This is a genomic window from Aquamicrobium sp. YD-1-mutant5 (assembly GCF_059509755.1).
Genome location: NZ_JCAKKP010000022.1, coordinates 23493 through 49401, shown reverse-complemented (window position 1 = coordinate 49401; position 25909 = coordinate 23493). Strand labels below are relative to the sequence as shown.

Genomic DNA, 25909 nt, shown 5'->3' with positions numbered 1-25909 from the left:
CTAGGGTCGAAACCCAATTGATGTTTCGTGGTCAGCGGGGGTCTGATTCCTTGTTTTCCGGAGGTATTCGGATGGCAAGGAAGCGGGACGTTTATTGGCTGTCGGATGCGGAGTGGGAAGCGATCCAGCCTCACCTTCCCACCGGCCGGCGTGGAGCGCGACGGGTGGATGACCGCCGGGTAATCTCGGGCATTATGCACATGCTGCGCTCGGGCGGTCGCTGGAAGGATTGCCCAGCGGTCTACGGTCCTTCCACGACGATCTACAATCGCTGGAACCGATGGAGCCGTCAGAGCGTGTGGGAACGGATCTTCTATGCCCTGACCGGTTCGACGGGCGTGTTCACCGGGTCAGTGGATTCCACCCACATCAAGGCTCATCGCTCGGCGGCAGGCGCAAAAGGGGGGCTTGTCATCATGCCATTGGCACCTCGCGCGGCGGTCGCACGACCAAAATCCACGCGTTGAGCGACGATATCGGCCGTCCTGTTGCTTTCGCGCTCACACCAGGCAATGCTCACGATCTCGCGGGCGCCAAAGCGTTGCTCGCGATCCGCTGTCCCAGCCACAAGCTGCTGGCCGACCGTGCCTATGATGCCGCAAGTCTGCGCGACTGGCTCACCGAGCGGGGAACAGAACCCGTCATCCCGCCCAATCCCACGCGCAAGCACCCACACGCCTACGACCGCGATGCCTATCGCGGCCGAAACCTCATCGAGCGCATGTTCTGTCGGCTCAAAGACTTCCGCAGAATCGCCACACGCTACGACAAACGCGCCGACATCTTCCTATCGGCCGTCTGCATCGCCGCCGCAATCACTTGGTGGACAAATTGAGTCGCGAGCCTAGAGCGTTTCCGTGTTTGACTGAATCGAATGGATTCCGCTGTGGGTGATTTTGTGGTTCAAGATGCTGGCTGGATTGGAGGCCAGCATCGGATGACAGCACCTCTATCCAATGATCTACGCGAGCGGGTTGTCGTGGCGGTTGTTTCCGGCGAGAGCTGCCGATCGGTGGCGGCGCGGTTTGGTGTCGCCGTGTCGTCAGCGGTGAAGTGGTCTCAACGCTACCGTTCGAGCGGGTCCGTCGCACCCGGCAAGATGGGCGGCCACCGCAAGCGGGTTCCGGAGCCGCACCGTGCGTTCATCGTGGAGCGGATCAACCGGACGCCGCATTTGACGCTGCACAGTCTCAAGGCTGAACTTGCAGCGCGCGGGGTGAAGGTGTCCCACGATACGGTGTGGCAGTTCCTGCGTCGCGAGGGTCTGCGGTTCAAAAAAACACTGTTCGCCCTTGAGCAGGCCCGCACGGACATCGCCCGGCGACGCCAGCGCTGGCGCTCCTTTCAATCCGGCCTTGACCCGCGTCGGCTGGTGTTCATCGACGAGACCTGGATCAAGACCAACATGGCGCCGCTGCGCGGATGGGGAGCGAAGGGCAAACGCCTGCGTGGCTTCGCCCCGCATGGCCACTGGCGCACGCTGACCTTCCTCGGCGCACTGCGCTGGGACCGGCTGACGGCCCCTTGCGTCTTCGACGGGCCGATCAACGGCCAGTGCTTCCGCGCCTATGTCGAGCAACAACTCGCGCCGGTGCTCAAACCGGGCGACATCGTCGTCATGGACAATCTCGGCTCGCACAAGTCGACCGCCGTCCGACAAATGATAATGGCCGCAGGCGCAAGGCTCTGGTTCCTGCCACCCTATTCGCCCGATCTCAACCCGATCGAGCAGGCCTTCGCGAAGATCAGGCACTGGATGCGGGACGCCCAAAAGCGAACGATCGAAGACACGTGGCGACATATCGGCCACCTCGTCTCAACCATCAAACCCAAAGAATGCGCAAACTACCTCGAAAACGCAGGGTACGATTCAGTCAAAACCTGAAACGCTCTAAAACTCCCTCAAAAAATCGCCGCGGCAGCCCCGTGGCCGGTTTTTACTCCGACGTTGACAGACACGGTCCAGCTCTTCGCAAGCTGCGGCAGGGGCTTCAGGTCTTCACGATATGTCAGCAGGCTCTGATAGATCTGGCCCGCCACATAGAGGGTGGGACCCTGTGTGTTCAGGCCCACTATCAGCATCGGTGGCTCTGGCTGAACGATCATGTTGAGGGTTCCGCCACGGGTGATTTTGGCGGAGGCGGCACCATCCTGCGCCATGGCCGCGCCGGTCATCGAGGCGCAGCCCAAGAAAACGGCTGTAACCAGCCGGGTAAGTGTTTTCCTCATGTAATTTTCTCCCAGCAAGAGGCGTTTTTGACGAGTCCTTGCTGTCACCCCTTGTTAGCCCAGATTAAGATGCATCTTAATGTGCTGTCAATGAGCCGTTGAGAACTTTGAAAAAAAGCTGTTATTCGCCAGTTTCAGCCGGGATCTGATCTGTTTTGAACAGTTCATGAGTGAACATTATTCTTTTTGATGCATCATCCTGATCGAGGGCAGTTTGCACCCGGCCGGATACCGCGAAAAGCGGGTTCCAGACCCTGCAAAACATGCATCTGCGTGATGAGGCTCCGATCCAGATTCTGCGATCGCAGATCACCGGGAAATCGGATCTGAGGATACCGTATGGCACGGTTTCAGGCCGGTATGAGGTTCTGTTTTCCCGACCGGCATGCGGCAGATATCGATGCGATATATGCCAGGGACCGCAGCCCGGATGTCAGGCTGCGGTCCCGGAAGGTCATGTTTTCATTCAGGGCCCGGCTGGTCCGGGCCGCAGCTGATCAGTCGTTCAGGCTCCAGCCGGAGATGAACTTGGAGTCCATGAACTCCTCAAGTCCCATCCAGCCGCCTTCGCGCGCCCGGCCGGACGCCTTGACGCCACCGAAGGCCGAGCCGGCACCGCGCGACTCTCCGTTCATCTCGATCATGCCGGCGTTCAGCTGGCGCGCCAGTCGGTTGCGGCGGGCGCCGTCCTGCGTCTGCACGTAGTTGGTGAGGCCGTAGGGCGTGTCGTTGGCGATCTCGACGGCTTCCTCTTCGGTGTCGAAGGGGATGATCGACAGCACGGGCCCGAAAATCTCCTGCCTTGCGATGGTCATGTCGTTGTTCACGTCCGCGAACACGGTTGGCCGTACGAAATAGCCGCGGTTGACGTTTTCAGGCAGGCCGGGGCCCCCGGCGACCAGACGGGCACCTTCTTCGATGCCTTTCTGGATGAGGTCCTGAATCTTGTCCCACTGCTGCTTGCTCACCACCGGGCCGATATGCGCGCCGGGCAGATGCGCGCTGGCAACAGCGGTCTCGCCGGCAACGCGGGCAGCCGTTTCCACAGCCTTTTCGTAGACCTCGCGCTGTACCAGCATGCGGGTGGGCGCGTTGCAGGACTGGCCGGAATTGTTGAAGCAATGGCGGGTGCCCCGCACCACCGCGTCCGCATCGGCGTCCGCGAAGATGAGGTTCGCGCCCTTGCCGCCGAGTTCCAGCGCCACCTTCTTCAGCGATGCCGCGGCCGCCTTGGAAATGGCGATACCGGCACGGGTGGAGCCGGTGAAGCTGATCATCTCGATGTCGGGGTGGACCGAAAGCTGCGTTCCGACACCGACGCCGTCGCCATTGACGAGGTTGAACACGCCGGCAGGCAGGCCCGCCTCGTGCACGATCTCGGCAAACAGCATCGAGGAAAGCGGGGCGATCTCGGACGGCTTCAGAACAGCCGTGTTGCCGCCCAGTATGGCCGGGATCACCTTAAGCGTGACCTGATTCATCGGCCAGTTCCACGGCGTGATCAGGCCGACAACGCCGATCGGTTCCCATGCGACCATGGTGGTCGGTGCATGCGGCCCCAGCGGGCGGATGAACTCGAAATTCCTGTAGGCCTCGATGAAGGTCTCGATATGGTAGGTGCCGGCGCCCGTCTGCGAGGCAAGCGACATGTCCTGGGGGGCGCCCATTTCGAGCGTCATGGACTGGGCCATTTCCGCTGCGCGGCGCTTGTAGATGGCGAGAATCTTCTCGACATAGGCAAGCCGCTCGGCCGGCGAGGTCTTCGACCATGATGCGAAGGCCGCTTTCGCAGCCGCGACCGCACGGTCGGTGTCGGCCTGCGCGCCGATGCTGATGACGGCGACGGGCTCTTCGGTCGAGGGATCGATCACTTCAAGGTCATTCGCAGCGACAGGGTCTACCCATTTGCCGTCGATATAGAACTTGCGCTTGTCCAAAAGCTCACTCATGTCTTCCTCCATGCTGCGTACGACAGATAACGATATAGGCGTGTGTTCGGTGTGACACAAATCGACCGGCAGCGAAAATCCCCTGGAAGGGCTCCACTGCCGGTCCGTTTATATCAAAGCGGGTTGGTGTAGGCCGTTTTGGAACTGGTGAAAAATTCGCGCGCGGCGCGGCCCTGCTCGCGCGGACCATAGCTCGACGCCTTCTTGCCGCCGAACGGAACATGGTAGTCGACGCCTGCGGTCGGCAGGTTGACGAACACCATGCCCGATGCGGAGCGGGTCTTGAAGTCCTCGGCATATTTCAGCGATTTCGTGCAGATGCCGGACGACAGGCCAAGGTCCGAATCGTTGGCGATGGCGAGCGCTTCCTCATAGTCGGCGGCCTTGATCACGCTGACGACCGGCCCGAAGATTTCCTCTCGCACATGCACCATCTGATTGGTGCAGTTGGCGTAGACCGCCGGCGACAGGTAAAAACCCCTCTGGGGCCGTTCCAGAATCTCGCCACCGCAAAGACGCTCAGCACCCTCGTCATCGGCGATCGCGATGTAGCGCAGGTTGGTGTCGAGCTGCTTCTGGTCCACCACGGGGCCGACATGGCTTGCGGGATCGAGGGCATTGCCGACCACCAGCGCACGCGTGCGCTTCGCCATGCCTTCAACCAGCGCGTCGTGAATGGCGGGAGTGGCGATGATGCGGGTGTTCGACGTGCAGCGCTGGCCGGTGGAAATCACCGAGCCGCCAATGGCGCAGTCGATGGCGTTGTCGAGATCGGCATCGTCGAGCACCACGAGAGGGCTCTTGCCGCCCATTTCCTGCTGCACCTTGCCGCCGCGCTCGGCAACGATGCCGCGAATGCCGCGGCCGGTTGCTTCCGAACCTGTGAAGGTGACCGCATCGACGAGCGGCGAACGGGCGATGGCATCGCCAACGATACGGCCCTTGCCCATGACGAGGTTGAAGACCCCGGCAGGCAGGCCGGCGCGCGAGAGGATTTCAGCCAGCGCCCATCCGCAGCCGGGCGTGAGGTCGGCGGGCTTGAACACCACCGTGTTGCCATAGGCGAGGGCGGGCGCGATCTTCCATGCCGGAATGGCGATGGGGAAATTCCACGGCGTGATCATGCCGATGACGCCGACTGGCTCGTGGCGTACCTCGACGCGCACGCCGGGCCGGATCGAGGCGATGGCGATGCCTTCCACGCGCAGGGCTTCCTGCGCATAGAACTTGAAAAGCTGTGCTGCACGGGTGGCTTCGCCGATGCCTTCGGCGCGTATCTTGCCTTCCTCGCGCGACAGCAATTCGCCAAGCTCCTCGCGGCGTGCCATCAGCTCGGTGCCGACCCGCTCCAGAATTTCCGCGCGGAACTGCGGTGTTGCCGCTGCCCATTCCGGCAGTGCAGCGCGCGCTGCGGCAATGGCATCCCCGGTCTGTTGTGCACTCGCCTGAGCGTAGTGGCCGATCACGTCATCGAGATCCGACGGGTTCCGATTTTCGGTGAATTCGGCGGCGGCCACCCATTCCCCGGCGATGTAGTTGTGCTTTTCGTTGCGGGACATTCGACGGATCCTGTTCGTGAAAGCGCGGCGCCATCCCTGACAAGGAGGTGCCGCGCTATGGTTTGCTGGCGGCTTCTTCAGGCTGCGCCGATTTCGCTTTCGACCTCGCGCAGAGACTTCGCGATGATCTCGAACATTTCGTCGGCCTGCGCCTTCGTGATGATGAGCGGCGGGCAGAAGGCGACCGCGTCGGCCATGTTACGCGAAATCAGGCCGTTGCGCTGCATGGCGGCATTCATCAGCCCGCCGAGCTTGCCGACTGTGCTGACCGATTTCGTCGCCTTGTCGTTGACCAACTCGATGGCCGAGATCAGGCCGACGCCGCGCACTTCGCCGATCAGCGGGCTGTCCTTTAGCGTTTCGAGGCGCTGCAGGAAGTGCGTGCCGACCTCGCGGGCATTGGCGACGAGATCGCGTTCCCTGATGACGGCGATGTTCTCCAGCGCCACGGCAGCGCCAAGCGGGTGGCCGCCGCCGGTGAAGCCATGGCCGAAGGTGCCGATGCTGTGGCTCTCGTCGGCAAGCGGCTGGTAGAAGCGGTCGTTCATCATGATCGCGGAGAAGGGAACGTAGCTCGATGTGATCTGCTTCGACATCACGATCACGTCGGGGCGGATGTCGTAGGTGATCGAGCCGAACATCTCGCCGGTGCGGCCGAAGCCGCAGATGACCTCGTCGGCGACGAAGATGATGTCATACTTTGCAAGAACGGCCTGGATCTTCTCGAAGTAGGTTTTCGGCGGAACGACGACGCCGCCGGCACCCATGACCGGCTCGGCCCAGAAGGCGGCGACGGTGTCGGGGCCTTCCTTCTGGATGAGTGCTTCCAGATCGTTGGCGCAGCGGGTGGCGAACTGCTCCTCCGTCTCGCCGTCGCGGCCTTCCTTCCAGTAATGCGGCGCGGTGGTGTGCAGCACGCGGTCGATCGGAAGGTCGAAGGAGCGGTGATTGTTCGGCAGTCCCGTTAGGCTTGCCGAGGCGATGGTCACGCCGTGATAGCCGCGCGTGCGGGCGATGACCTTCTTCTTTTCCGGCTTGCCGAGCGCGTTGGAGCGATACCACACCATCTTCAGCACGGTGTCGTTGGCCTCGGAACCGGAGTTCGTATAGAAGACCTTGCTCATCGGCACATGGGCGAGTTCGACCAACTGGTCGGAAAGCGCGATGGCCGCCTGATGGCTCTTGTGCCCGAAATTATGATAGTAAGGCAGCTGTTTCAGCTGCTTCGTGGCAGCGTTGATCAGGCGATCCTCCTGAAAGCCGACGCCCACGCTCCACAGACCCGAAAGACCCTCGATATAGCGCTTGCCGCTGTTGTCGGTGACATAGATGCCCTGACCGCTTTCGATGATCATCGGCCCGACGTCCTGATGGCGGCGGGCATCGGTGTAGCCATGGAAATGGTGGGCTATGTCGCTTGCTTCCGGCGTTTTGTCGAAGTTCTTCAGTTCGGTCATCGTTTCTGTTCCTGTGGTTGCCGCGCGCCCGATGGGCGCTGGTTTCGCCTGGTCCGGCCGGCGCCACGCCAGCCAAAATGGTTCAGAAGGCGGGCCGCGTACGCGCTTTCCGGCGACCGGCCCTGCCGGACAGGGGCAGAGGTACAGCCTGCAAGGCTGCCTCGCGCATCATCCGCCAGCTTCTTCCTTCCCTTGCGCTATCCGATCGGTCGCTTCGCGTCGATATCAGTTTGCTTGACCAAAGTTTGATGAAATGAAAACTATTGGCAAATCGAGGACAAACACATGACACCGCTCAGCAAGCCGTTCCGCGGCAATCTTTCCGACGCCGATATCGCAAGTCTGCGCGAGTTCGTGGAGATCGTCGAAGCCGGCGGCATCACGGCGGCGCAAGCCCGGCTGGGCAAGGGAAAATCCGCCATCAGCCTTGGTCTGAGCCGGCTTGAGGGGCGTCTGGCGATGCGCCTTTGCGAACGCGGCAGGTCCGGGTTCCGGCTGACGGAGCAGGGGCAGATGGTTCACTCCGCCGCGGTGCAACTGCTTGGCGAGATCGGCCGGTTCAACGATTTCATTGGTGCAGCCACGCAGAAACTGGAAGACAAGGTCACGCTGTTCGTGGACGACAGTTTCCTGTTCGAGTTCGGTGAACCCATGTCGCGCGCCATTGGCCGCATCAGCGACCGCTATCCGGGGTTGCGGCTGACCATTCGCATGAGTTCACCCGATCACATCTATGCGTCGGTTCTCGAAGGTGTCGCCGATCTTGGCTTCACCGCGCTCAGCCGTCACACGGATGCGCTCGCTGCCACCCCTGTCTGCACAGAGTGGATGGGCATTTTCTGTGGCCGCCAGCATCCTTTGTTTGACATGGACGATGCCATGATCACTCCCGCTGAATTGCGCAGGCACAGTTTCGTCGCCACGGAGGTCACGCAGGAGGAGGCTTATTCCGAGTTTGTCCGGGGGCTGATGATCAGGGCGACAGCGCCAACCATCCTGTCGCGCATGCTTTTGGTGCTGTCGTCACGCTATCTGGGCGTCGTGCCCATCTCCTTTGCGCAGCACTGGGTGGAGAAAGGCGATATACGCGAATTGCGGGCGGAAGGCAGTCGCACTGCCAACACCTGCTATCTCATCCATCGCAGGGCTCGTCCACTCGGCCTCGGCGGAACCATTTTCCGCAACATGCTGATCGACGAGCTTGCGCTTGCCGGCGCCACGACCGGCACAGTTCCGGACGAAAGCTGAGGACGCACCCGTCCGTCAGCGCCTCACCTCGCCATCATAGGTGTCGGAGGTCACGCCTTCCTTGCGCAGCAGATGCTTCTGCACCTTGCCGGAGGCCGTCTTGGGCAGGTCGTCCAGAATGCGGATATAGCGCGGCACCATGAAGCGCGGCAGCGCCTTTTCCAGCTCTGCCTTCACGGCGAGGGGATCGATGGTCGCGCCTTCGACCGGCGTGACGACGATCAGCACTTCATCCTCGGTGAATTCGCTCGGAACGGCGACTGCCGCGCATTCGCGGATGGCCGCGATGTTCAGCACTTCGCTTTCAAGCGCAAAGGAGGAGATGTTTTCGCCACGGCGGCGGATGACGTCCTTCAGCCTGTCGACGAAGAAATACGTGCCGTCCGGCGCGCGGCGGAAACCGTCGCCGGTGTGGAACCAGCCGTTGCGCATGGCCTCCACCGTGGCGGCCGGGTTGTTGTAGTAGCCGCTCATCAGGGCCCATGGACGGTGGGTGCGCACGATCAGTTCGCCCACCTCTCCGTCGGCAACTTCCATGTCGTTCCCGTCGACGATGCGCAATTCGTACCAGCGCCGCGGTTTGCCGGCGATGCCCTTTTCCGTGATGCCGGGGCCGGCCACCATGGGGCTGGCGATCTCGGTCATGTTGTAGATGGTCCATGCATCGACGCCGAAGCGCTTTGCAAACAGCGGGCCGTCCTCGCCGAAGGGAGTGATGAAGGCACGGCGCAGCGGATGGTCGCGCTCGCCTTCGGCCGGCGGCTGCTTGAGCAGGAAGCTCGCCATGACGCCGAGCAGCAGACAGTAGGTCGAGCCGGTTTCGCGCACGGCCTGCCAGAAGGTGCCGGTCTTGAACTCGCGCATCATGCCGATGGAAAGCCCGCGCGCCAGCATGGCATAGACGAACAGCGTCGAGCCGCAATGGAAGATCGGCCCGCAGATCATGCAGCGGTCGTCGGCCTCCACGCAATCGAAGGCGTCAGGCCCCATCGTATAGAGTTGCGTATAGCTGCTCATCACGCCCTTGGCGTTTCCGGTGGTGCCGGACGTGTACATGATGGCGTAGAGATCCCACGGCTCGATCGGCTGCGAAAGCTCCAGCAAGGCGGGTTCCTCCGCCTCAGCATCGACCAGCGGGCGGATGTCGAGACTTGCGATGGCGGGCGCGTCGCCCTCGCACAGCAGAACGGTCTGCACCTTGCCGGGTGAAACCTCGCCGAGGCGCTCGACCAGTGGCGCTGCGGCAATCAGCAGCGGCGCGTCGGCATCTTCGAGGATGTGTTCCAGCACGCGTCCCCGCGCGCCGGTGTTGATTGGCACATAGACCGCGCCAAGATAATTTATGGCGAACCAGGTGCACAAAAGGTCGGGCCCGTTGCCCATCAGGCACAGCACATGGTCGCCGCGCTTCACGCCGGCGCGGGCGAGCGTGGTGGCGCGTATCCGCACCCGCTTCAGCGTTTCCGAATAGCTCCACTGCGGGCCCGGCCAGAAATGGACGAAGGGCGCATCCGGGTTCGATTGCGCATAATTTTCAAGGATATAGCGGAGTACCGCGCGATTGCGATCAAGCGCGGGTTCAGGTGCGAGCGCAGGGCCGGTCGTCATCTATCCGGGTCTCCTTCCTGGGGGCAGCGGGACTTTTGCACTGCAATATGCCCGATGAAAATATGCCTTGCAAAGTTCAAACCGGATATGCAACATACTCGGTAGTATGTCAAAGCGGTTTCTGCACAGAACCGCGAAGAAGGCCCGTTTTGGGAGGATTCATGTCTGGAGTATCGACGGTGTCGGAAGGCGCTGTGGCAACGCTGCGCTTCGATCGCGGCGGCAAGGCCAATGCGCTCAATGCCGAGCTGATTGCCGGTCTGGAGAGTGCCGCGCTGGCGCTCGCGCAGCGGGCCGACATTGCCGTTGTCGTGCTGACCGGAACTCCTTCCATCTTCGCTGCGGGTGTCGATCTCAGGGATGAGGCTCTGTGGAAGCCGGGTGCCGGCGATGTCGAGCGGGCGCAGGCCATGAATGCCGGCGGTCGCATGACGGATGCGTGGCGCCGGGTTCCCCAGCCGGTCATCGCTGCCCTCGAAGGGCCGGTGATTGGCGGCGGTGCCATTCTGGCGCTGACGGCGGATTTCCGCGTCATGGGCGCTTCCTCCTATCTGCGCTTTCCTGAAATCCGTCTCGGCATGACGCTTGGCTGGGGTGGTCTGCCGCTTCTGGTCGAGCGCGTCGGTTCGACGCGGGCGAAGCGCATTCTGTTCTGTGACGAAAAGATCGGCGCTGATGAGGCGCTGTCGCTCGGTCTGTGCGACCGTGTCGTGGCTGATGGCTCGACTGAGACGGAAGCACGAAACTGGGCTGCCGGGGTGGCAGAGGCACCTTCGCTTGCCCTGCGCATGACCAAGGCCGCGATCGATGCTGAAACCCGCCAGAACTGGGCGGCGGCCAGCGAGGGCGATCAGTTTTATCTCGCCCGACGCGTCCTGGAGGATGCCAGTCATTCATGATTTCGGGGGATGTGCGGCGGTTCGCGCATCCGGGTTCTGGCACGCCTGTGTGCCTGATGGAGGAGTAGTGGAATGAAAAATCTGAAGACCATCATTCTGTCGACGGTGTTCACTTTGTCGGCAACGGCGGCTTTCGCCGAGCCTTACCGCATCGGTGTCCTGACCGACATGTCGGGCATGAATTTCGATCTCGCGGGGCAGGGCTCTGTCGTCGCCGCGCAGATGGCGGTCGAGGATTTCGGCGGCAAGCTGCTGGGCGAGACGGTCGAGGTGATCGTCGGTGATCACCAGAACAAGCCCGATGTCGGCTCGACGCTGGCCCGTACCTGGATCGACTCTCAGAACGTGGTCGCTGTCGTCGACGTGCCGACCTCGTCGGTGGCGATGGCCGTGCAGGAAATCACCCGCCAGACGGACACCGCCTTCCTGATCTCGACGGCCGGTTCTTCGGCGCTGACCGGCGAGGCGTGCTCGCCCTCCACCGCGCAGTGGACCTGGGACACCTTTGCCATGGCTAACGGCACCGGCCGCGCCATGACGCTGGAAGGCGCCAAGAAGTGGTACTTCATCACCGTGGACTACACCTTCGGCCACGCGCTTGAGGCTGATACCACGCAGGCCGTTCTGGCAGCTGGCGGCGAGGTTGTGGGTTCGGTTCGTCATCCGCGCGAGACCACCGACTTCTCGTCCTACATCCTGCAGGCGCAGGCTTCCGGCGCCGATGTCATCGCGCTTGCCAACTCGTCCGGCGACACCATGACCGCGCTGAAGCAGATGCAGGAATACGGCATCACCGATGCCGGGCAGAAGATTGCCGGCATGCTTTTGTTCCTCACCGACGTGCAGGGCGTTGGCCTCGATATCGCCAAGGGCCTGACGCTCACCACCGCCTTCTACTGGGATATGGATGACCAGACCCGCGAGTGGTCGGCCCGCTACAGCGAGCGCATGGACGGCAAGAAGCCCACCATGGTTCATGCCGGCGTCTACTCGGCCGTCACCAACTATCTGAAGGCTGCCGAAAAGGCCGGTGAAGCCAAAAGCGGCTCGAAGGTGATGGAAACCATGCGCGGCATGGACATCAACGACTTCTTCAACCGTAACGCCTATCTGCGTGAAGATGGTCGCGTCGTCCACGACATGTTCCTGGTCCGCGTGAAGAAGCCGGAAGAATCCACGTCTGCCGGTGACCTTTACGAAGTGCTCGCCACCATCCCGGGCAAGGAAGCCTTCGCTTCCGTGGAAAACAGCACCTGCCCGCTCGTCAAGAAGTGATCGGATAACGATGACCACCCATCCAGCCGCGGTTCGTTCCGATGCTGGCGCCTCCCGTGCCGTTCTTTCGGCACGGGGGCTGACCAAGCGCTTCGGGCCCTTCCTTGCCGTGAACAATGTCGACATCGACATCCATCATGGCCGGGTGCATGCGCTGATCGGCCCGAACGGCGCCGGCAAGAGCACGGTGTTCAACCTGTTGACCAAGTTCTATACGCCGACGGCCGGGCGTATCGTGCTGGACGAAACAGATATCACGGCGATGGATCCGGCGCGCGTGGCGCGCATGGGCATGGTCCGCTCGTTCCAGATTTCCGCCACCTTCGGCGACATGTCGCTGCTCGACAATGTCTGTATTGCCCTGCAGCGCGCCAACAATCTCGCGGTGCAGTTCTGGCGGCCGCTTTCCAGCCTCGGCAGGCTTCGCCCGCGCGCCATGGAACTGCTCGACCGTGTCGGCCTTGCCGATATGTCGCAGCGGCGCGCCGCAGACCTTTCCTATGGCCGCAAGCGCGCGCTGGAGATCGCCACGACGCTGGCGCTCGAACCGCGCGTGCTTCTGCTCGACGAGCCTCTGGCCGGCATGGGCCATGAGGACGTGGAGAACATGGCCTCCCTGATCTCGACCGTCGCACGCGACTGCGCGCTGCTCATGGTCGAGCACAATCTCAAGGTGGTTGCCGATATCGGCCACGAGATCACCGTTCTGCAGCGTGGCGAAGTTCTGGCGCGCGGCGATTACGCCACCGTCAGCACCGATCCGCGCGTGCGCGAAGCGTATATGGGGTCTGAAGATGGCGGGCACTGATCCGGTTCCTGCGGCCGGCGCCGCCCCGCGCGGCGGGGGCGCGGCTGCGCAGCTGAAGGTACGCAACCTCGAAGCGTGGTATGGCGAGAGCCATGCCCTGCACGGCGTCGATCTCGATGTGTTCCCCGGCGAGACGGTGACGCTGCTTGGCCGCAACGGCGTGGGCAAGACCACGACGCTGCGCGCCATCATGGGCATCATCCGCAAGCGCAAGGGCGAGGTCGAGTTCGAGCAGCGCTCCATCATGCGCCTGCCGCTGCATCGCGTGGCCCGCACAGGGCTCGGTTTCGTGCCGGAAGAGCGCGGCATCTTCGCCAGCCTGACCGTCGAGGAAAACCTGCTGCTGCCGCCGGTGGTGGCGAAGGGCGGCATGAGCCTTGAGGAAATCTACAACATCTTCCCGAACCTGCTGGAGCGGCGCACCAGCCCCGGCACCAAGCTTTCCGGCGGCGAGCAGCAGATGCTGGCCATCGCCCGCATTCTGCGCACCGGCGTGCGCATGATCCTGCTGGACGAGCCGACCGAGGGGCTCGCGCCCGTCATCGTGGAGCGCATCGGCGAAATGCTGAAGGTTCTGAAGTCGCACGGCCTGAGCGTGCTTCTGGTCGAGCAGAATTTCCGTTTCGCAGCACGCATTGCCGACCATTTCTACGTGATGGACCACGGCAAGATGATCGACAGTTTCTCCGTGTCGGAATTGCCTGCGCGCACCGAGGCGCTCAACACGGCTCTGGGGGTGTGAGATGACGATGATCTTTGGCGTGCCTTTGCCTGCCCTGATGGGGCAGTTGCTGATCGGACTGATCAACGGATCGTTCTACGCATTGCTGTCGCTGGGACTGGCCGTCATCTTCGGCCTGCTGCGGGTGATCAATTTCGCCCATGGCGCCTTTTACATGCTTGGTGCCTTCGCGGCGTGGATGCTGCTGGCCTATGCCGGCATAGGCTACTGGGGCGCGCTCATCCTTGCGCCGCTGATCGTCGGCATCGTCGGAATGGCGATCGAACGGCTGATGCTGCGCCGTCTCTATGGTCTCGACCATCTCTATGGCTTGCTGTTCACCTTCGGTCTGGCGCTGCTGCTGGAAGGCACGTTCCGCCATTTCTTCGGCACATCCGGCCAGCCTTACACCGCACCGGAAGCCCTGAGGGGCGCAACCAATCTGGGCTTCATGGTGCTGCCCAACTATCGCGGCTGGGTCGTCGTTGCCTCGCTGGTCATCTGTCTCGGCACCTGGGCGGTGATCGAGAAGACCTCGATCGGCGCCTATCTGCGCGCGGCGACCGAGAATGCCACTCTGGTGCAGGCTTTCGGTGTCAACGTGCCGGTGCTGCTGACCGTGACCTACGGGTTCGGCTGCGCGCTTGCCGGCATTGCCGGCGTGCTGGCCGCTCCCGTGTTTCAGGTCAGTCCGCTGATGGGCTCGAACCTGATCATCATCGTCTTCGCCGTGGTGGTCATCGGCGGTATGGGCTCCATCATGGGTGCTATCGTCACCGGCTATATGCTCGGCATCATCGAGGGCCTGTGCAAGGTCTTCTATCCGGAGGCCGCAAATATCGTAGTGTTCGTCATCATGGCCATCGTGCTCCTGCTGCGCCCGGCCGGGCTTTTCGGAAAGGAGACCTGACATGAGCGCCATTCCTACCGAAGCCGCCGACATGCCGTCCCGTCGCAGCCCTCGTTCGGGGTTCATCCTTCTTGCGCTTGTGGTCGCGGCGCTGCTCGTCGCGCCCATGTGGGTCTATCCGATCTTCATGATGAAGCTTCTGTGCTTCGCGTTGTTCGCCGCCGCCTTCAACCTGCTGCTCGGCTATACGGGGCTGCTGTCCTTCGGCCATGCCGCCTTCTTTGGCGGCGCTGCCTATGTGACGGCTCATGCCATGAAAGTGTGGCAGGTGACGCCGGAAGTGGCGATCCTTGCCGGCGTCGGTGCGGCCATCGTGCTGGGTCTGATCATCGGCGCCATCGCCATCCGCAGGCAGGGTATTTACTTTGCCATGATCACGCTGGCCCTGGCGCAGATGTTCTACTTCTTCTGCCTGCAGGTTCCCTTCACCAATGGCGAGGACGGCATTCAGGGATTTTCGCGCGGCAAGCTGTTCGGGCTCGTCGATCTCAACGACACGATGAACCTCTATTACTTCATTGCCGTGATGACGGTGCTGAGCCTGACGCTGATCTGGCGTATCGTGCATTCGCCTTTCGGACAGATCCTCAAGGCCATCCGTGAGAACGAGCCGCGCACCATCTCGCTTGGCTATTCCGTGCAGCGCTACAAGCTCGCCGCCTTCGTTATGTCCGCTGGCCTCGCCGGTCTCGCTGGCAGTCTCAAGGCGCTGCTGTTCCAGTTCGCGACGCTGACCGACGTGGCCTGGAACATGTCGGGCGAGGTGATCCTGATGGCGTTGCTGGGCGGCATCGGCACCATGGCGGGGCCGGTGGTCGGCGCGGGCATCCTCGTCGGATTGCAGAACTTCTTCGCCACCTCCGGCTTCCCGGTCACCATCGTTCTGGGCGCTACCTTCATGATCTGCGTGCTTCTGTTCCGGCGTGGCGTGGTGGGTGAAGTCCGGCACTGGCTGGACAACCGCAAGGCATGACCGACAGGCGCGCTGCGGCGAGCTTCACCCGCAAGACGCGGGTGGGGCGGGAATGGGTGGACTACAACGGCCACATGGCCGATTTCGCCTATGCCATTGCCTTCTCCGAGACCATGACCGCCTATATGGACGAGATCGGTCTCGATGCTGCCTATCGTGCGGCCACATCCGCCACTCTCTATACGCTCGACATGCGCATCGGCTATCTGCGCGAATGCCATGAAGGCGATGCGCTGCAGCTGTCGCTGCATGTGCTGGCGGCGGATTCAAAGCGTCTGCATGGCTATCTGGAAATGCACAATGCCGGCGGCACGCTGCTTGCCTGGAGCGAGCTGATGATGCTGCATGTCTCGCAGGCAGGCGGGCAGCCGAAGGCGGCGGCGTTTCCGGCGGAGGTGGCGTCGCTGCTTGATCTGGCCGCTGCCGACAGCGGTGAAATCCTCCCGCTTCCTCACCTTGAACGGCAGATCAGCCTTTCCCGCACCTGAATGAAACACGATGAAAAAGGGGCGGTGGAAATGTCCACCGCCCCTTTTTCGTTTTCGATGTCGGTGCTCAGAGCACTTCGAACAGGCCGGCAGCGCCCATGCCGCCGCCGATGCACATGGTCACGACCACATAGCGCGCACCGCGTCGCTTGCCCTCGATCAGGGCATGGCCCACCATGCGGGCACCCGACATGCCATAGGGATGGCCGATGGAAATGGCGCCGCCATTGACGTTGAGCAGTTCATCGGGGATGCCGAGCTGGTCGCGCGAAGGAATGACCTGCGCGGCGAAAGCCTCGTTCAGTTCCCACAGGCCGATGTCCTCGACCTTGAGGCCATGGATTGCCAGCAGCTTGCGCACGGCCGGCACCGGGCCGATGCCCATTTCCTCAGGGCCAACGCCAGCCACGGCAATGCCGCGATAGAGGCCGAGCGGGGCGAGGCCGCGCTTTTCGGCTTCGCTGCGCTCCATCAGAACGGACGCGGAAGCGCCGTCGGAAAGCTGCGAGGCGTTGCCGGCGGTGATGAAGCGGCCTTCGGCAATGCGCTGGCCGTCCCGGAACACCGGCTTCAGGCTGGAAAGGCCTTCGAGCGTGGTTTCAGGGCGGTTGCCCTCGTCCTTCGCCAGCGTCACTTCCTTCTCGGAAACGGCACCGGTCGCCTTGTCCGTCACCTGCATGATCGCGGTGAGCGGAACGACTTCCGCATCGAGACGACCGGCGGCCTGTGCGGCGGCGGTGCGCGCCTGCGATTGCAGTGCGTATTCGTCCTGCGCTTCGCGGCTCACACCATAGCGGTCGGCCACGATCTCGGCGGTTTCCACCATCGACATGTAGGTCTGCGGCAGATGCGCGTCGATCCACGGATCGTGCCAGTGCGAGGTGTTCATCTGGGGCGTCTGCACCAGTGAAATCTGCTCGACGCCGCCACCAACCGTGATCTTCATGCCGTCGGCAAGGATCTGCTTGGCCGCGATGGCGATCGCCATCAGGCCGGACGCACACTGGCGATCGACGCTTTGGCCGGGAACCGTGACCGGCAGGCCGGCACGCAGAAGGCCGGTGCGGGCGATGTTCATGTGGGTGGTACCCTGCTGGAGCGCTGCTCCGACCACGACATCCTCGACCTCCGCCGGATCGATGCCGGCGCGGGCGACGGCATGTTCGATGGCGTGGCCGATCAGGCGCGGCGCGGTCGTGGCGTTGAAGGCGCCGCGATAGGCCTTGCCGATGGGGGTGCGCGCGGTCGAGACGATTACGGCTTCTTTCATCTGCTTCTCCTGATTCAGATATCGGTCGGTGCGGCGAGCGCGCGGGCGCAGGCCAGCAGCGGTTCGGTCAATGGTACTGGGCGCCGCGTGGCGCGGTCCACATAGACATGCACATAGGTGCCCCGTGCCGAGCACAGCTCGGAGTCGGCGGAAAACAGGCCAAAACCCCAGTTCATGCTGGTGCGCCCAACCTTCTCGACCCGCACGCCGACCCACAGTTTGGTGGGAAAGGTGATTTCGCTGAAGAACTGCGCGCCGTTCTGCACGACGAGACCGATGGGATCGGTTGCGTCGTGCGAAAGGTCCAGCGCGCCATGTTCGATCAGCGACATGTTTAGTGCCGTATCGAAATATTTCAGATAGGCCACGTTGTTGAGATGGCCGTAAATGTCTGAATCCGCCCATTGCAGCACCGTTTCCTGATGCCAGGGATAAGCGCTTCGGGTGAGAGGGGTGAGGCGTTCGCTCATGGCTCTTCCTCTGTCGCCTCAGGCCCTGCCGAGCGCGGCGCGGGCGTTGGCGAGAATGCGGTCGACGTGACGCAGGCCTTCCGGCGGCTCGATCGGATTCTCGAGGCTGGCGATGCGGTCGAAATTCGCGCCGACCTCATCCGGCGTAAACGGCTTGCCGGTGAAGCACACGCCCTCGCTCTCGACCAGGGCAAGGCGCGCCACGGTGCCGGCACCGGCCAGCAGCGCCGTGCGCGAAGGAGCATCCCGGCTCACCAGCCAGACGGCGGCGGGCGAGACAAGTTCGGGTGCCAGCAGTTCAAGCATTTCCTCGCTCATCATGTCGCCGGTCATGCGCGTGGCGGCGGTCGGCAGGATGGCGTTGACGTGAATGCCGTATTTCGCGCCTTCAAGGTGCAGCGTGTTCATGAGGCCGAGCACCGCCATCTTGGCCGCGCCGTAATTCGCCTGCCCGAAATTGCCATAGCTGCCGGAGGTGGAGGAGGTGACGAGCACGCGGCCGTAGTTCTGCTCGCGCATGGTCGCCCACACCGCTTTGGTGGCAATTGTCGTGCCCATCAGGTGCACGTCGACCACGGCGCGGAAATCGTCGATCGTCATCTTGGCGAAGGTCCTGTCGCGCAGGATGCCGGCGTTGTTGACAAGAACGTCCACGCGCCCGAATGCCGAGAGCGTCCGCGCAACCATGCCTTCCATGTCGGCCTCGGAGGTGACGTTGCCGCCATCGGCGATGGCGCGGCCACCGGCCTCGGTGATCTCACGCACCACGGCTTCGGTCGACCCGCCCGACCCATCGCGCGCGCCGCCGAAATCGTTGATCACCACGGCTGCGCCATGTGCGGCCAGCATCAGCGCGTGCGAGCGCCCGAGCCCCCCGCCTGCGCCGGTTACGATTGCGACCTGATCCCTGAAGCTGACCGACATCAATTCTCTCCTTCCATAACCAGCACGAGCCATTCGGCTATCATGGCCGGCTTTTCATTGCCTTCGATTTCGACCTCGACGCTGAAGCGCCTGAGCTTTCCTGCGCCCTTCGGCTCCTGCGAGAGCAGGGTGAACTTGCCCCGGACCCGTGCGCCGACCGGAACGGGAGCCAGAAAGCGGACTTTTTCAAACCCGTAATTGATCTCGACGACGCCCGCGGCCGGGCGGGGCAGGGCGGTGTGGGTAAAGTGGGTGAGCAGCGACAGCGACAGGAAGCCGTGCGCGATGGTGCCGCCGTAAGGGCCTTCGGCCTTAGCGCGTACGGGATCGACATGAATGAACTGATGGTCCAGGATCGCATCCGCGAACCGGTCGATGAAAGGTTGATCGACCTCGATCCAGTCGGATATCAGCGGTGTGCCGGGAGTGTGAATCCGGTCATTCATCCGGTCTTTCCTTTGATTTAATGTGTGTTTCGCCCTGTCGGCAATTGCAACATACTCAGTAGTATGTTTAATTGTGCCCGTCCAGCTTATATCGCCATCGCAAGATGGATGAGCGCCAGATAATTGCGCAACATTCCAAAGCCGGCGATATTTCGGGGCGAATGAAATTCGGAGGATATTCCATGGCCAGATCGGATCACGAAGCCGAAGGGCAACGCGATCTCGGTGCGGATGCAGCCGTGGTGGAGGCCGGGCGCCCGCGCCGCCCGACACGCTCGCGCCGCAAGGCCGGCGAGGCTGCCGCAGCGGACAACAATGTCGACATTCTCGACTGTGCCGCTCAATGCTTCATGGAAATGGGCTTTCAGGGCACCAGCATCGACGATGTGGCCCGCCGGCTTGGTGCGACCAAGGGCAGGATTTACCACTATTATGCCTCGAAGACGGATCTGTTCTTCGACGTCCATCGTGAGGGCATGCGACGGCTGAACGAGGCGGTCAATGCGGTGATGGACAATGACGGCAACGGGCGTGAAACCCTGTGGGCGATGCTGGAGGCCCACGCGCTTACCATGCTTCAGAACATCGCCTATCTGGCGGTCGTGGTGCAGGGTGTGCATATGCACCGACTGGGCGCCACCACACTGGCGCAGCGTCAGGTGCTGGATGAAATCATGGCTATTCGCCGCGATTTCGAGAAGCTGTTCGCCGATGTTTTTCGCCGCGGGCAGGAGGATGGCAGCATCCGCGCTGAGAATACATCGATCGCGATCAAGGGCATGCTCGGCGCGGTGAACTGGACCGCCGTCTGGTATCGCCCGCGCGCGAACGAGACGCTTGCCGACAAGCAAAAGATCGCGCGTGAGCTTGCCACGCTTCAGGTGGAAGGCGTGGCCTGAGTCCTCCTTGTGTTGATTAATCATTTTGACCCGGCGCACCTGGTGCCGGCTTTCATGTCTCACCCGGCGCCGCGCCGGCACAGCGCATAAGGAAAGCAGCCATGAGCTTTACACCCTTCTCCTTTACCACGGTCGGGCAGATACATGTCGAATGGGGGGCGGCCTCGAAGCTTGGTGCGCTGCTTGGCCAATGGTTTCCCGCGCGCAAGCTGCTGCTGGTGACGGACAAGGGCTTGCACAAGGCCGGGGTTCTGGAGGCGGCAAAGGCGTCTCTGGCTGCCGAAGGCTTTGCCGTCACCATATTCGATGATGTGGTGGCTGATCCGCCCGAGGCTGTGCTGTTCGATTGCGTGGCTGAGGGCCACAAGGCTGGCGCGGATATCGTGCTGGGGATCGGCGGCGGCTCCTCCATGGATGTCGCCAAGCTGGCCGCTGTGATGCTGACGACCGATCAGCCGCTGAAGGAGCTTTACGGCATCGGCAAGGTGCAGGGCGCGCGCGTGCCGCTGGTGCAGGTGCCGACCACGGCCGGAACCGGCTCCGAAGTCACCAACATCACCATCCTGACCACTCCGGACGATTCCAAGATGGGCGTTGTGGCGGATCAGCTCTATGCCGACCGCGTGCTGCTCGATGCCGAACTGACCACAGGTCTGCCGGCGCTGCACACTGCCGCCACCGGCATCGACGCCATGGTCCACGCGATCGAGGCCTACACCAGCCGGCACAAGAAAAATCCGCTTTCGGATGCGGCCGCGCGTGATGCATTGCGTCTGCTCTCCTCCAATCTCGTTGCGGCCTGCAAGGATGGCAAGGATCGCGCGGCGCGCGAGGCGATGCTGCTGGGCGCTACGCTTGCCGGGCAGGCCTTCGCCAACGCACCGGTGGCGGCGGTGCATGCGCTGGCCTATCCGCTGGGCGGCCGCTACCACATTCCCCACGGGCTCTCCAATGCGCTGATGCTACAGCCGGTGCTGGAGTTCAACATGAAGGCGGCAGAGGCGCTTTATGCCGAGCTCGCAGGACCTGTTGGGGCCGATGTCGCGCCCGATGCCGGCACGGCCGAGAAGGCGAAGGCCTTTGTCGAGCGGCTGATCGCGCTGATGGATGCCTCCGGTGCGCCGCGCCGACTGCGCGATGCAGGTGTCGCGGAAGAAATGCTTCCGCAGCTTGCTGCCGATGCCATGCTGCAAACAAGGCTTCTCGGCAATAATCCCGTCGAGGTTACGGAAGCGGATGCGCTGGCGCTCTATCGCGCCGCCTTTTGAAAACTGCGATAACTCAGTAACCCAGCCAGTCCGGCATATCTCGTTTCACCAGCCTGCATGCAGCGGGCTGGTGAAATCTGGTCTCATGAAAAGGTTTTAGGCGAGAGAGCTTCAGGCCGACTGGTTGATTGAGGCCGAAATGCCGGAAAGCAGCCGCCGATAGCAGGAAAGAATGCCCCAAAAGAAAAGGCCGCCTTTCGAGGCGGCCTTTTCTTTTCGTATGCAATGCGTGGCGCAGATAAATCTTACTCTGCGTCCTTCTCCGCCTTCTTCTTCGGAGCGGCCTTCTTCTTGGGAGCCTCGGCTTCGCCGTCCTCGGCCTTGGCCGCAGCCTTCTTCGGCGCAGCCTTCTTCTTGGCCGGCTTGGCTTCGGCCTCGCCCTCTTCATCCTCGGCCAGCAATTCTTCCTTACTGACCTTAGTGTCGGTCACGGAAATCTGGCCAAGAAGATGGTCGACGACCTTTTCTTCGAAGATCGGAGCGCGCAGCGAGTTCAGCGCCTCGGGATTGCTGCGGTAGAACTCGAACACTTCCTGCTGCTGGTTGCCGGGGAAGCGGCGAACCTGCTCGAACAGACCGCGCTGCAGTTCTTCGTCGGAAACGGTGACGCCTGCCTTTTCGCCGATCTCGGCAAGCACCAGACCAAGGCGCACGCGGCGCTCGGCCAGACGCAGATACTCGGCGCGGGCGTCTTCCTCGGTGGTCTCTTCGTCCGCGAAGGTGCGGCCGGCGGCTTCGAGGTCGCGGTTGACCTGATTCCAGATGTTGTTGAACTCGGCCTCGACCAGCTTGGAAGGCGCTTCGAAGCTGTAGGACGAGTCGAGCTGGTCCAGAAGCTGGCGCTTGACCTTCTGGCGGGTGATGGAGCCGAACTGGTTTTCGATCTGGCTGCGCACGATTTCACGCAGGCGCTCCAGCGACTCCAGACCCAGAGACTTGGCGGTCTCGTCGTCGATCTTCAGTTCGCCGGGCTTCGCCACTTCCTTGACGGTGACGTCGAAGGTCGCTTCCTTGCCGGCCAGCTGAGCGGCCTGATAGTTCTCGGGGAAGGTGACGACAACCTGCTTCTCATCGCCGGCCTTGGTGCCGATGAGCTGGTCCTCGAAGCCGGGGATGAATTCCTTGGAGCCCAGCACCAGCGGCTGGTCGGAGCCGGTGCCGCCCGCAAAGGCTTCGCCGTCGATCTTGCCGACATAATCAATGGTCAGACGGTCACCATCGGCGGCCTTGCCGTCCTTCGGCTCGTAGCTACGGGTGGATTCGGCCACGCGCTGCACCTGCTCGTCGATCTCGGACTCCGGCACGTCGTAGACAGGGCGCTCAACCTTGATATCGGCGAAATCCCCGATCTCGATCGGAGGGATAACTTCGTAGTTCAGGCTGAATTCGAAATCGACGCCGCCATCGAGAATCTTTTCGGCTTCCTTCTCGTCCTCAGTCATCACGACCTCGGGCTGCATGGCAGCCTTTTCACCGCGCTCGGTGATGATGCTGCGCGCGTCGTTGAGGATTTCGTTGACGACCTCGGCCATGAAGGACTTGCCGTAGACCTTGCGCAGGTGCTGCACCGGCACCTTGCCGGGACGGAAACCGTTGATGCGGACCTTCCCCCGGGCATCGGTGAGCCGGGTCATGAGCCTGGCTTCCATGTCGGTAGCCGGCACGACGACCTTGATCTCGCGCTTGAGGCCGGAGTTGAGCGTTTCGGTGACCTGCATCATCAAACCTTTATCTAGACCCGTAGGGCCGTAAAACGGATTCTACCGTTCACAGCCCGCCGGTACATTAATTCCGGAGTTGGCTTCGGGGCGAAGCCGGATGAGCTGGCCATCTCCTGACCCAATCACCCGAAACGCTCCACAATGTGAATAAGTCCTTGTTGTTCCAGCTTCTTTTCACATGTTGCAGAAGCGGATCGTCGCATCCCGTCACATTCGACCCGCCTTTTGTCACAGGCGAGGCCAATTTTCAACTATCTTCGCATCCTGCGGGGCGCTTGCGAAATATGCATGCAGGCTTGCCGGTCGGGTTCGGGTGAGTGGATTGACAGAGATTGGCCTTCGTGGGATTGGCGGGTTGCATGCGGATGTGGCGGAACTGGTAGACGCCCCGGATTTAGGTTCCGGTGCCGAAAGGCGTGGGGGTTCGAGTCCCTTCATCCGCACCAGTATTTCATGAAGTGTTCATGTGGCTGCTTCAGTTGTCTCAGCAGGAAGCGGTATCAGAGCGCAGACTTTCACAGATAGTTGTTGCCGTACCTTGGTTTATGCTGTCGGGAGGGCCGAAATGGCCGGCGAACGATTTGAAGCTGCCATTCGAAACGCGATTGCAAAACGCCGCGCTGAAGCTCCGGAGCAGAGGCAACAGATTTATCAGGCTGCAAGGGCAAGCTTTCAGCGCCTGGCCAGAGGTGCTGAAGACGCCGCAGCGCTGGACGGCGCGATTGCTAAAATCGAGGCCTCATTCGCAGGCAACAGTGTGCAGCTCGAGAAAGCACAGAAGCGCAGGCATCTGGCAAGCGCAGCTTTTCTGCTTCTTGCAGGGATAGCTGCAGGCGCGCTGGCGGCTGTCTATACCATCTCCCCCTCGTCATCAGCGGCAGAGGAGGAGATCGGTGCGAGGTTTTCCCGGCAGTATACTAGCGATCTGCAGCATATGCCGACTGTGATCGCCTATCTGCGTGAAATCACCGATGCGATAGTTGAGCGTCAAAGGAACAATCGCGAATCGCTTGACCCAGCTAAAGGAAAACTTGTCGCTCTTTCGATGATCGATCCGGATCTTGTAAAAAAGATGCCGGAGTCTCTTCCGCGGGGAACCCAGTTTATCGTGAGGGCCGATCAGAAAGACCTTAAGGTTCTTGCCAACTGGACGCTGTGCGGGGTTGCCATGTTCTCTAATCCGGAAATGCTGGATCCGGTCAGGAGTAGAACTGATAGTATAGGCTGTCCCTTTTTCGGCATGTGGACATCCGGGGCGGTCAAATGGTGACCGATCAGTTTTTGCCACTTGCTCTGAAGAAGGGCGGGGCGATTGGCGCTCAGGGCTATATTCATCCCCATACGTTTCCTTAGGATAACGGAAGCCGCTGATCAGGTAAGACACTCATCGTCCACAATGTCGAAATTCGTGGAATAAGAGCTTTATTCAGGGTGGTGGGGTTTAAGAGAAGCCATTCTGACAAACATGGCAGGATTGTCGATGGTAGCGGAGGACGGATTTGAACCGCCGACACAAGGATTATGATTCCTCTGCTCTAACCAACTGAGCTACTCCGCCCCGGTGCAAAGGTTCGTTACCGCAACTCGCCGCTGCGATGCCCTCTGCCAAGGTCGCGCGGATATAAGGTGGCCATGGCAATGGTGTCAAGCATGCAAAAGCACTTGCCGGAGGATTTGACGCTGTTTTCTGCCGCAGTGAAATTTGCCGGCGTGAACGGGTGGGGTTGAGTTCGATCCGGGCCGCCGCTATGTGTCAGCCACCTGAATCTTCGAGTTTATGATTGATGAAACCGCGTATTGCCGTCCTTGGATGCGGATATTGGGGCAGCAACCATGTCCGCACCCTGAAGGGGCTTGGTGCCCTTTACGCGGTCTCCGATGCCAATCGTGACCGTGCCGAAGGTTTTGCCAGCGAACAGAATTGTCTGGCGCTCACTCCCGACGAGCTTTTCCAACGTGAAGATGTCGATGCCATCGTGATGGCACTTCCGCCGCAGTTCCACGCCGAAGCGGCTATCCGCGCTGTCGGGGCGGGCAAGGATGTGCTTGTGGAAAAGCCGGTTGCGCTCACGGTTGAGGACGCGGAGCGGGCCGTGGCGGCGGCGAGGGACAAGGGCCGCGTTTACATGGTCGGTCATGTGCTGCGGTTTCACCCAGCCTTCGAGAAGCTCAAGGCGCTGGTGGATGCCGGCGAGCTGGGCGAAATCCGCTATATCCATTCGCATCGTCTGGGCCTCGGAAAATTCCATACCGAAAATGATGCGCTGTGGGACCTTGCCCCGCACGATCTTTCCATGATCCTGGCCATCACCGGCGCGGCGCCGGTAGAGGTCCATGGGGAAGGGGCGGCGGCCCTCGACCACCTCAGCGATTTCGCGCATCTGCATATGCGTTTTCCCGGAAATCTGCGCGGGCACCTGTTCGCGTCGCGGCTCAATCCGTATCGCGAGCGGCGGCTGACGGTTGTCGGCACGAAGGGAATGGCGGTTTTCGACGATGTCGAGCCGTGGGAGCGCAAGCTGGCCGTTTATCACCACTCGATCTGGCAGGACAGCGGCCAGTGGGCCTTCACAGCAGATGAGCCACACTACGTTCCGGTGGAGCAGGGCATGCCCCTGACGCGGGAGCTTGAACACTTCATCCAGTGCATCGAGACCCGCGCAGAGCCGCGAACCAATGGCGAGGAAGCCATAAGGGTTCTGCAGGTTCTGACGGCCGGAACCGTGCGCCACCAACGGATTGTGTAAGGCTCCGAACCGGGATGTTCATCAAATAAAAAGGGCGGTG

At 61.9% G+C, this 25909-nt stretch carries 24 protein-coding genes and 2 tRNA genes; 15 read left to right on the top strand and 11 right to left on the bottom strand.

Annotated features, from left to right (window positions below):
* Window positions 1-71: 71 nt before the first annotated feature.
* Window positions 72-835 (top strand): IS5 family transposase gene (locus AC5XE7_RS19435; protein WP_495367296.1). Its coding sequence is split into 2 segments (ribosomal slippage): window positions 72-411 and window positions 411-835, totalling 765 coding nucleotides; the frame shifts between segments, so codons are not numbered across the junction.
* Window positions 836-919: 84 nt separating this feature from the next.
* Window positions 920-1885 carry an IS630 family transposase gene (locus AC5XE7_RS19430; RefSeq protein ID WP_495367295.1) on the top strand — a complete coding sequence of 322 codons (966 nt, stop codon included), beginning with the start codon at window positions 920-922 and terminating at the stop codon, window positions 1883-1885.
* Between the two features lie 17 nt (window positions 1886-1902).
* Here the strand turns inward: AC5XE7_RS19430 and AC5XE7_RS19425 are convergent, their stop codons facing one another.
* The 4 genes from AC5XE7_RS19425 to AC5XE7_RS19410 all read right to left on the bottom strand — a co-directional run bounded on the left by AC5XE7_RS19425 (window position 1903) and on the right by AC5XE7_RS19410 (window position 7194).
* Entirely contained in the window at window positions 1903-2229 is a 327-nt protein-coding gene (locus AC5XE7_RS19425) for a hypothetical protein (RefSeq protein WP_495367291.1), read from the bottom strand.
* A 497-nt stretch (window positions 2230-2726) separates the two neighbouring features.
* A complete protein-coding gene (locus AC5XE7_RS19420; RefSeq protein WP_495367290.1) occupies window positions 2727-4178 on the bottom strand; it encodes an aldehyde dehydrogenase family protein in 1452 nt (483 codons plus the stop codon).
* 113 nt (window positions 4179-4291) lie between these two features.
* The gene (locus tag AC5XE7_RS19415) at window positions 4292-5737 is read right to left on the bottom strand and encodes an aldehyde dehydrogenase family protein (protein WP_495367289.1); all 1446 of its coding nucleotides are present in this window, start codon (window positions 5735-5737) and stop codon (window positions 4292-4294) included.
* Between the two features lie 77 nt (window positions 5738-5814).
* On the bottom strand, window positions 5815-7194 hold the full coding sequence (locus AC5XE7_RS19410) for an aspartate aminotransferase family protein (RefSeq protein WP_495367288.1): 1380 nt from the start codon (window positions 7192-7194) through the stop codon (window positions 5815-5817).
* Between the two features lie 285 nt (window positions 7195-7479).
* On the opposite strand from AC5XE7_RS19410, the gene AC5XE7_RS19405 reads away from it, so the two are divergent.
* Window positions 7480-8442: a LysR family transcriptional regulator gene (locus tag AC5XE7_RS19405; protein WP_183831730.1), complete on the top strand. Its 963-nt coding sequence runs from the start codon at window positions 7480-7482 to the stop codon at window positions 8440-8442.
* A gap of 15 nt (window positions 8443-8457) precedes the next feature.
* On the opposite strand, the gene AC5XE7_RS19400 is transcribed toward AC5XE7_RS19405, so the two are convergent.
* Window positions 8458-10050 carry an AMP-binding protein gene (locus AC5XE7_RS19400; RefSeq protein ID WP_495367287.1) on the bottom strand — a complete coding sequence of 531 codons (1593 nt, stop codon included), beginning with the start codon at window positions 10048-10050 and terminating at the stop codon, window positions 8458-8460.
* A 161-nt stretch (window positions 10051-10211) separates the two neighbouring features.
* On the opposite strand from AC5XE7_RS19400, the gene AC5XE7_RS19395 reads away from it, so the two are divergent.
* The 7 genes from AC5XE7_RS19395 (at window position 10212) to AC5XE7_RS19365 (ending at window position 16124) form a co-directional block, all read left to right on the top strand.
* Window positions 10212-10949 carry an enoyl-CoA hydratase/isomerase family protein gene (locus AC5XE7_RS19395; protein WP_495367286.1) on the top strand — a complete coding sequence of 246 codons (738 nt, stop codon included), beginning with the start codon at window positions 10212-10214 and terminating at the stop codon, window positions 10947-10949.
* Window positions 10950-11021: 72 nt separating this feature from the next.
* Window positions 11022-12224, top strand: a complete 1203-nt coding sequence (locus AC5XE7_RS19390; RefSeq protein ID WP_495367285.1) for an ABC transporter substrate-binding protein — start codon at window positions 11022-11024, stop codon at window positions 12222-12224.
* Between the two features lie 10 nt (window positions 12225-12234).
* On the top strand, window positions 12235-13032 hold the full coding sequence (locus tag AC5XE7_RS19385) for an ABC transporter ATP-binding protein (protein WP_495367284.1): 798 nt from the start codon (window positions 12235-12237) through the stop codon (window positions 13030-13032).
* 52 nt (window positions 13033-13084) lie between these two features.
* Window positions 13085-13774, top strand: a complete 690-nt coding sequence (locus AC5XE7_RS19380; protein ID WP_495367294.1) for an ABC transporter ATP-binding protein — start codon at window positions 13085-13087, stop codon at window positions 13772-13774.
* 1 nt (window position 13775) lies between these two features.
* Complete coding sequence (locus AC5XE7_RS19375) at window positions 13776-14663, top strand: branched-chain amino acid ABC transporter permease (RefSeq protein WP_280198052.1); 888 nt, start codon at window positions 13776-13778, stop codon at window positions 14661-14663.
* A gap of 31 nt (window positions 14664-14694) precedes the next feature.
* Window positions 14695-15636: a branched-chain amino acid ABC transporter permease gene (locus tag AC5XE7_RS19370; RefSeq protein ID WP_495367293.1), complete on the top strand. Its 942-nt coding sequence runs from the start codon at window positions 14695-14697 to the stop codon at window positions 15634-15636.
* Window positions 15633-16124, top strand: a complete 492-nt coding sequence (locus tag AC5XE7_RS19365) for a thioesterase family protein (protein ID WP_495367283.1) — start codon at window positions 15633-15635, stop codon at window positions 16122-16124. The genes AC5XE7_RS19370 and AC5XE7_RS19365 overlap by 4 nt, the downstream gene beginning before the upstream one ends.
* Before the next feature lie 67 nt (window positions 16125-16191).
* Here AC5XE7_RS19365 and AC5XE7_RS19360 read toward each other — a convergent pair whose 3' ends face one another.
* Genes AC5XE7_RS19360 through AC5XE7_RS19345 form a run of 4 tightly spaced genes read right to left on the bottom strand, consistent with a single transcriptional unit; the run spans window position 16192 to window position 19234 of the window.
* Window positions 16192-17394 (bottom strand): acetyl-CoA C-acyltransferase, encoded by a 1203-nt coding sequence (locus tag AC5XE7_RS19360; protein WP_495367282.1) that lies wholly within the window; start codon window positions 17392-17394, stop codon window positions 16192-16194.
* Window positions 17395-17408: 14 nt separating this feature from the next.
* Window positions 17409-17864, bottom strand: a complete 456-nt coding sequence (locus AC5XE7_RS19355; protein WP_183831720.1) for an acyl-CoA thioesterase — start codon at window positions 17862-17864, stop codon at window positions 17409-17411.
* Between the two features lie 18 nt (window positions 17865-17882).
* On the bottom strand, window positions 17883-18788 hold the full coding sequence (locus AC5XE7_RS19350; protein ID WP_495367281.1) for an SDR family NAD(P)-dependent oxidoreductase: 906 nt from the start codon (window positions 18786-18788) through the stop codon (window positions 17883-17885).
* Window positions 18788-19234 carry a MaoC family dehydratase gene (locus AC5XE7_RS19345; protein ID WP_495367280.1) on the bottom strand — a complete coding sequence of 149 codons (447 nt, stop codon included), beginning with the start codon at window positions 19232-19234 and terminating at the stop codon, window positions 18788-18790. Before AC5XE7_RS19345 ends, AC5XE7_RS19350 begins: the two co-directional genes overlap by 1 nt.
* A gap of 182 nt (window positions 19235-19416) precedes the next feature.
* Here AC5XE7_RS19345 and AC5XE7_RS19340 point away from each other — a divergent pair, with 182 nt between their 5' ends.
* Window positions 19417-20133 carry a TetR/AcrR family transcriptional regulator gene (locus AC5XE7_RS19340; protein ID WP_495367279.1) on the top strand — a complete coding sequence of 239 codons (717 nt, stop codon included), beginning with the start codon at window positions 19417-19419 and terminating at the stop codon, window positions 20131-20133.
* Window positions 20134-20234: 101 nt separating this feature from the next.
* Complete coding sequence (locus AC5XE7_RS19335) at window positions 20235-21401, top strand: iron-containing alcohol dehydrogenase (RefSeq protein ID WP_495367278.1); 1167 nt, start codon at window positions 20235-20237, stop codon at window positions 21399-21401.
* A 245-nt stretch (window positions 21402-21646) separates the two neighbouring features.
* Here AC5XE7_RS19335 and tig read toward each other — a convergent pair whose 3' ends face one another.
* Window positions 21647-23119 carry a trigger factor gene (gene tig, locus AC5XE7_RS19330; protein ID WP_495367292.1) on the bottom strand — a complete coding sequence of 491 codons (1473 nt, stop codon included), beginning with the start codon at window positions 23117-23119 and terminating at the stop codon, window positions 21647-21649.
* A gap of 364 nt (window positions 23120-23483) precedes the next feature.
* Between tig and AC5XE7_RS19325 the strand changes: the two genes are divergently transcribed.
* Both AC5XE7_RS19325 and AC5XE7_RS19320 read left to right on the top strand, forming a co-directional pair.
* A tRNA-Leu gene (locus AC5XE7_RS19325) sits at window positions 23484-23568 on the top strand.
* Between the two features lie 119 nt (window positions 23569-23687).
* Window positions 23688-24392 carry a hypothetical protein gene (locus tag AC5XE7_RS19320; RefSeq protein ID WP_287942567.1) on the top strand — a complete coding sequence of 235 codons (705 nt, stop codon included), beginning with the start codon at window positions 23688-23690 and terminating at the stop codon, window positions 24390-24392.
* 211 nt (window positions 24393-24603) lie between these two features.
* On the opposite strand, the gene AC5XE7_RS19315 is transcribed toward AC5XE7_RS19320, so the two are convergent.
* Window positions 24604-24680 (bottom strand) — tRNA-Met (locus tag AC5XE7_RS19315).
* Between the two features lie 226 nt (window positions 24681-24906).
* On the opposite strand from AC5XE7_RS19315, the gene AC5XE7_RS19310 reads away from it, so the two are divergent.
* Window positions 24907-25869 carry a Gfo/Idh/MocA family protein gene (locus AC5XE7_RS19310; RefSeq protein ID WP_239799341.1) on the top strand — a complete coding sequence of 321 codons (963 nt, stop codon included), beginning with the start codon at window positions 24907-24909 and terminating at the stop codon, window positions 25867-25869.
* Window positions 25870-25909: the final 40 nt, after the last annotated feature.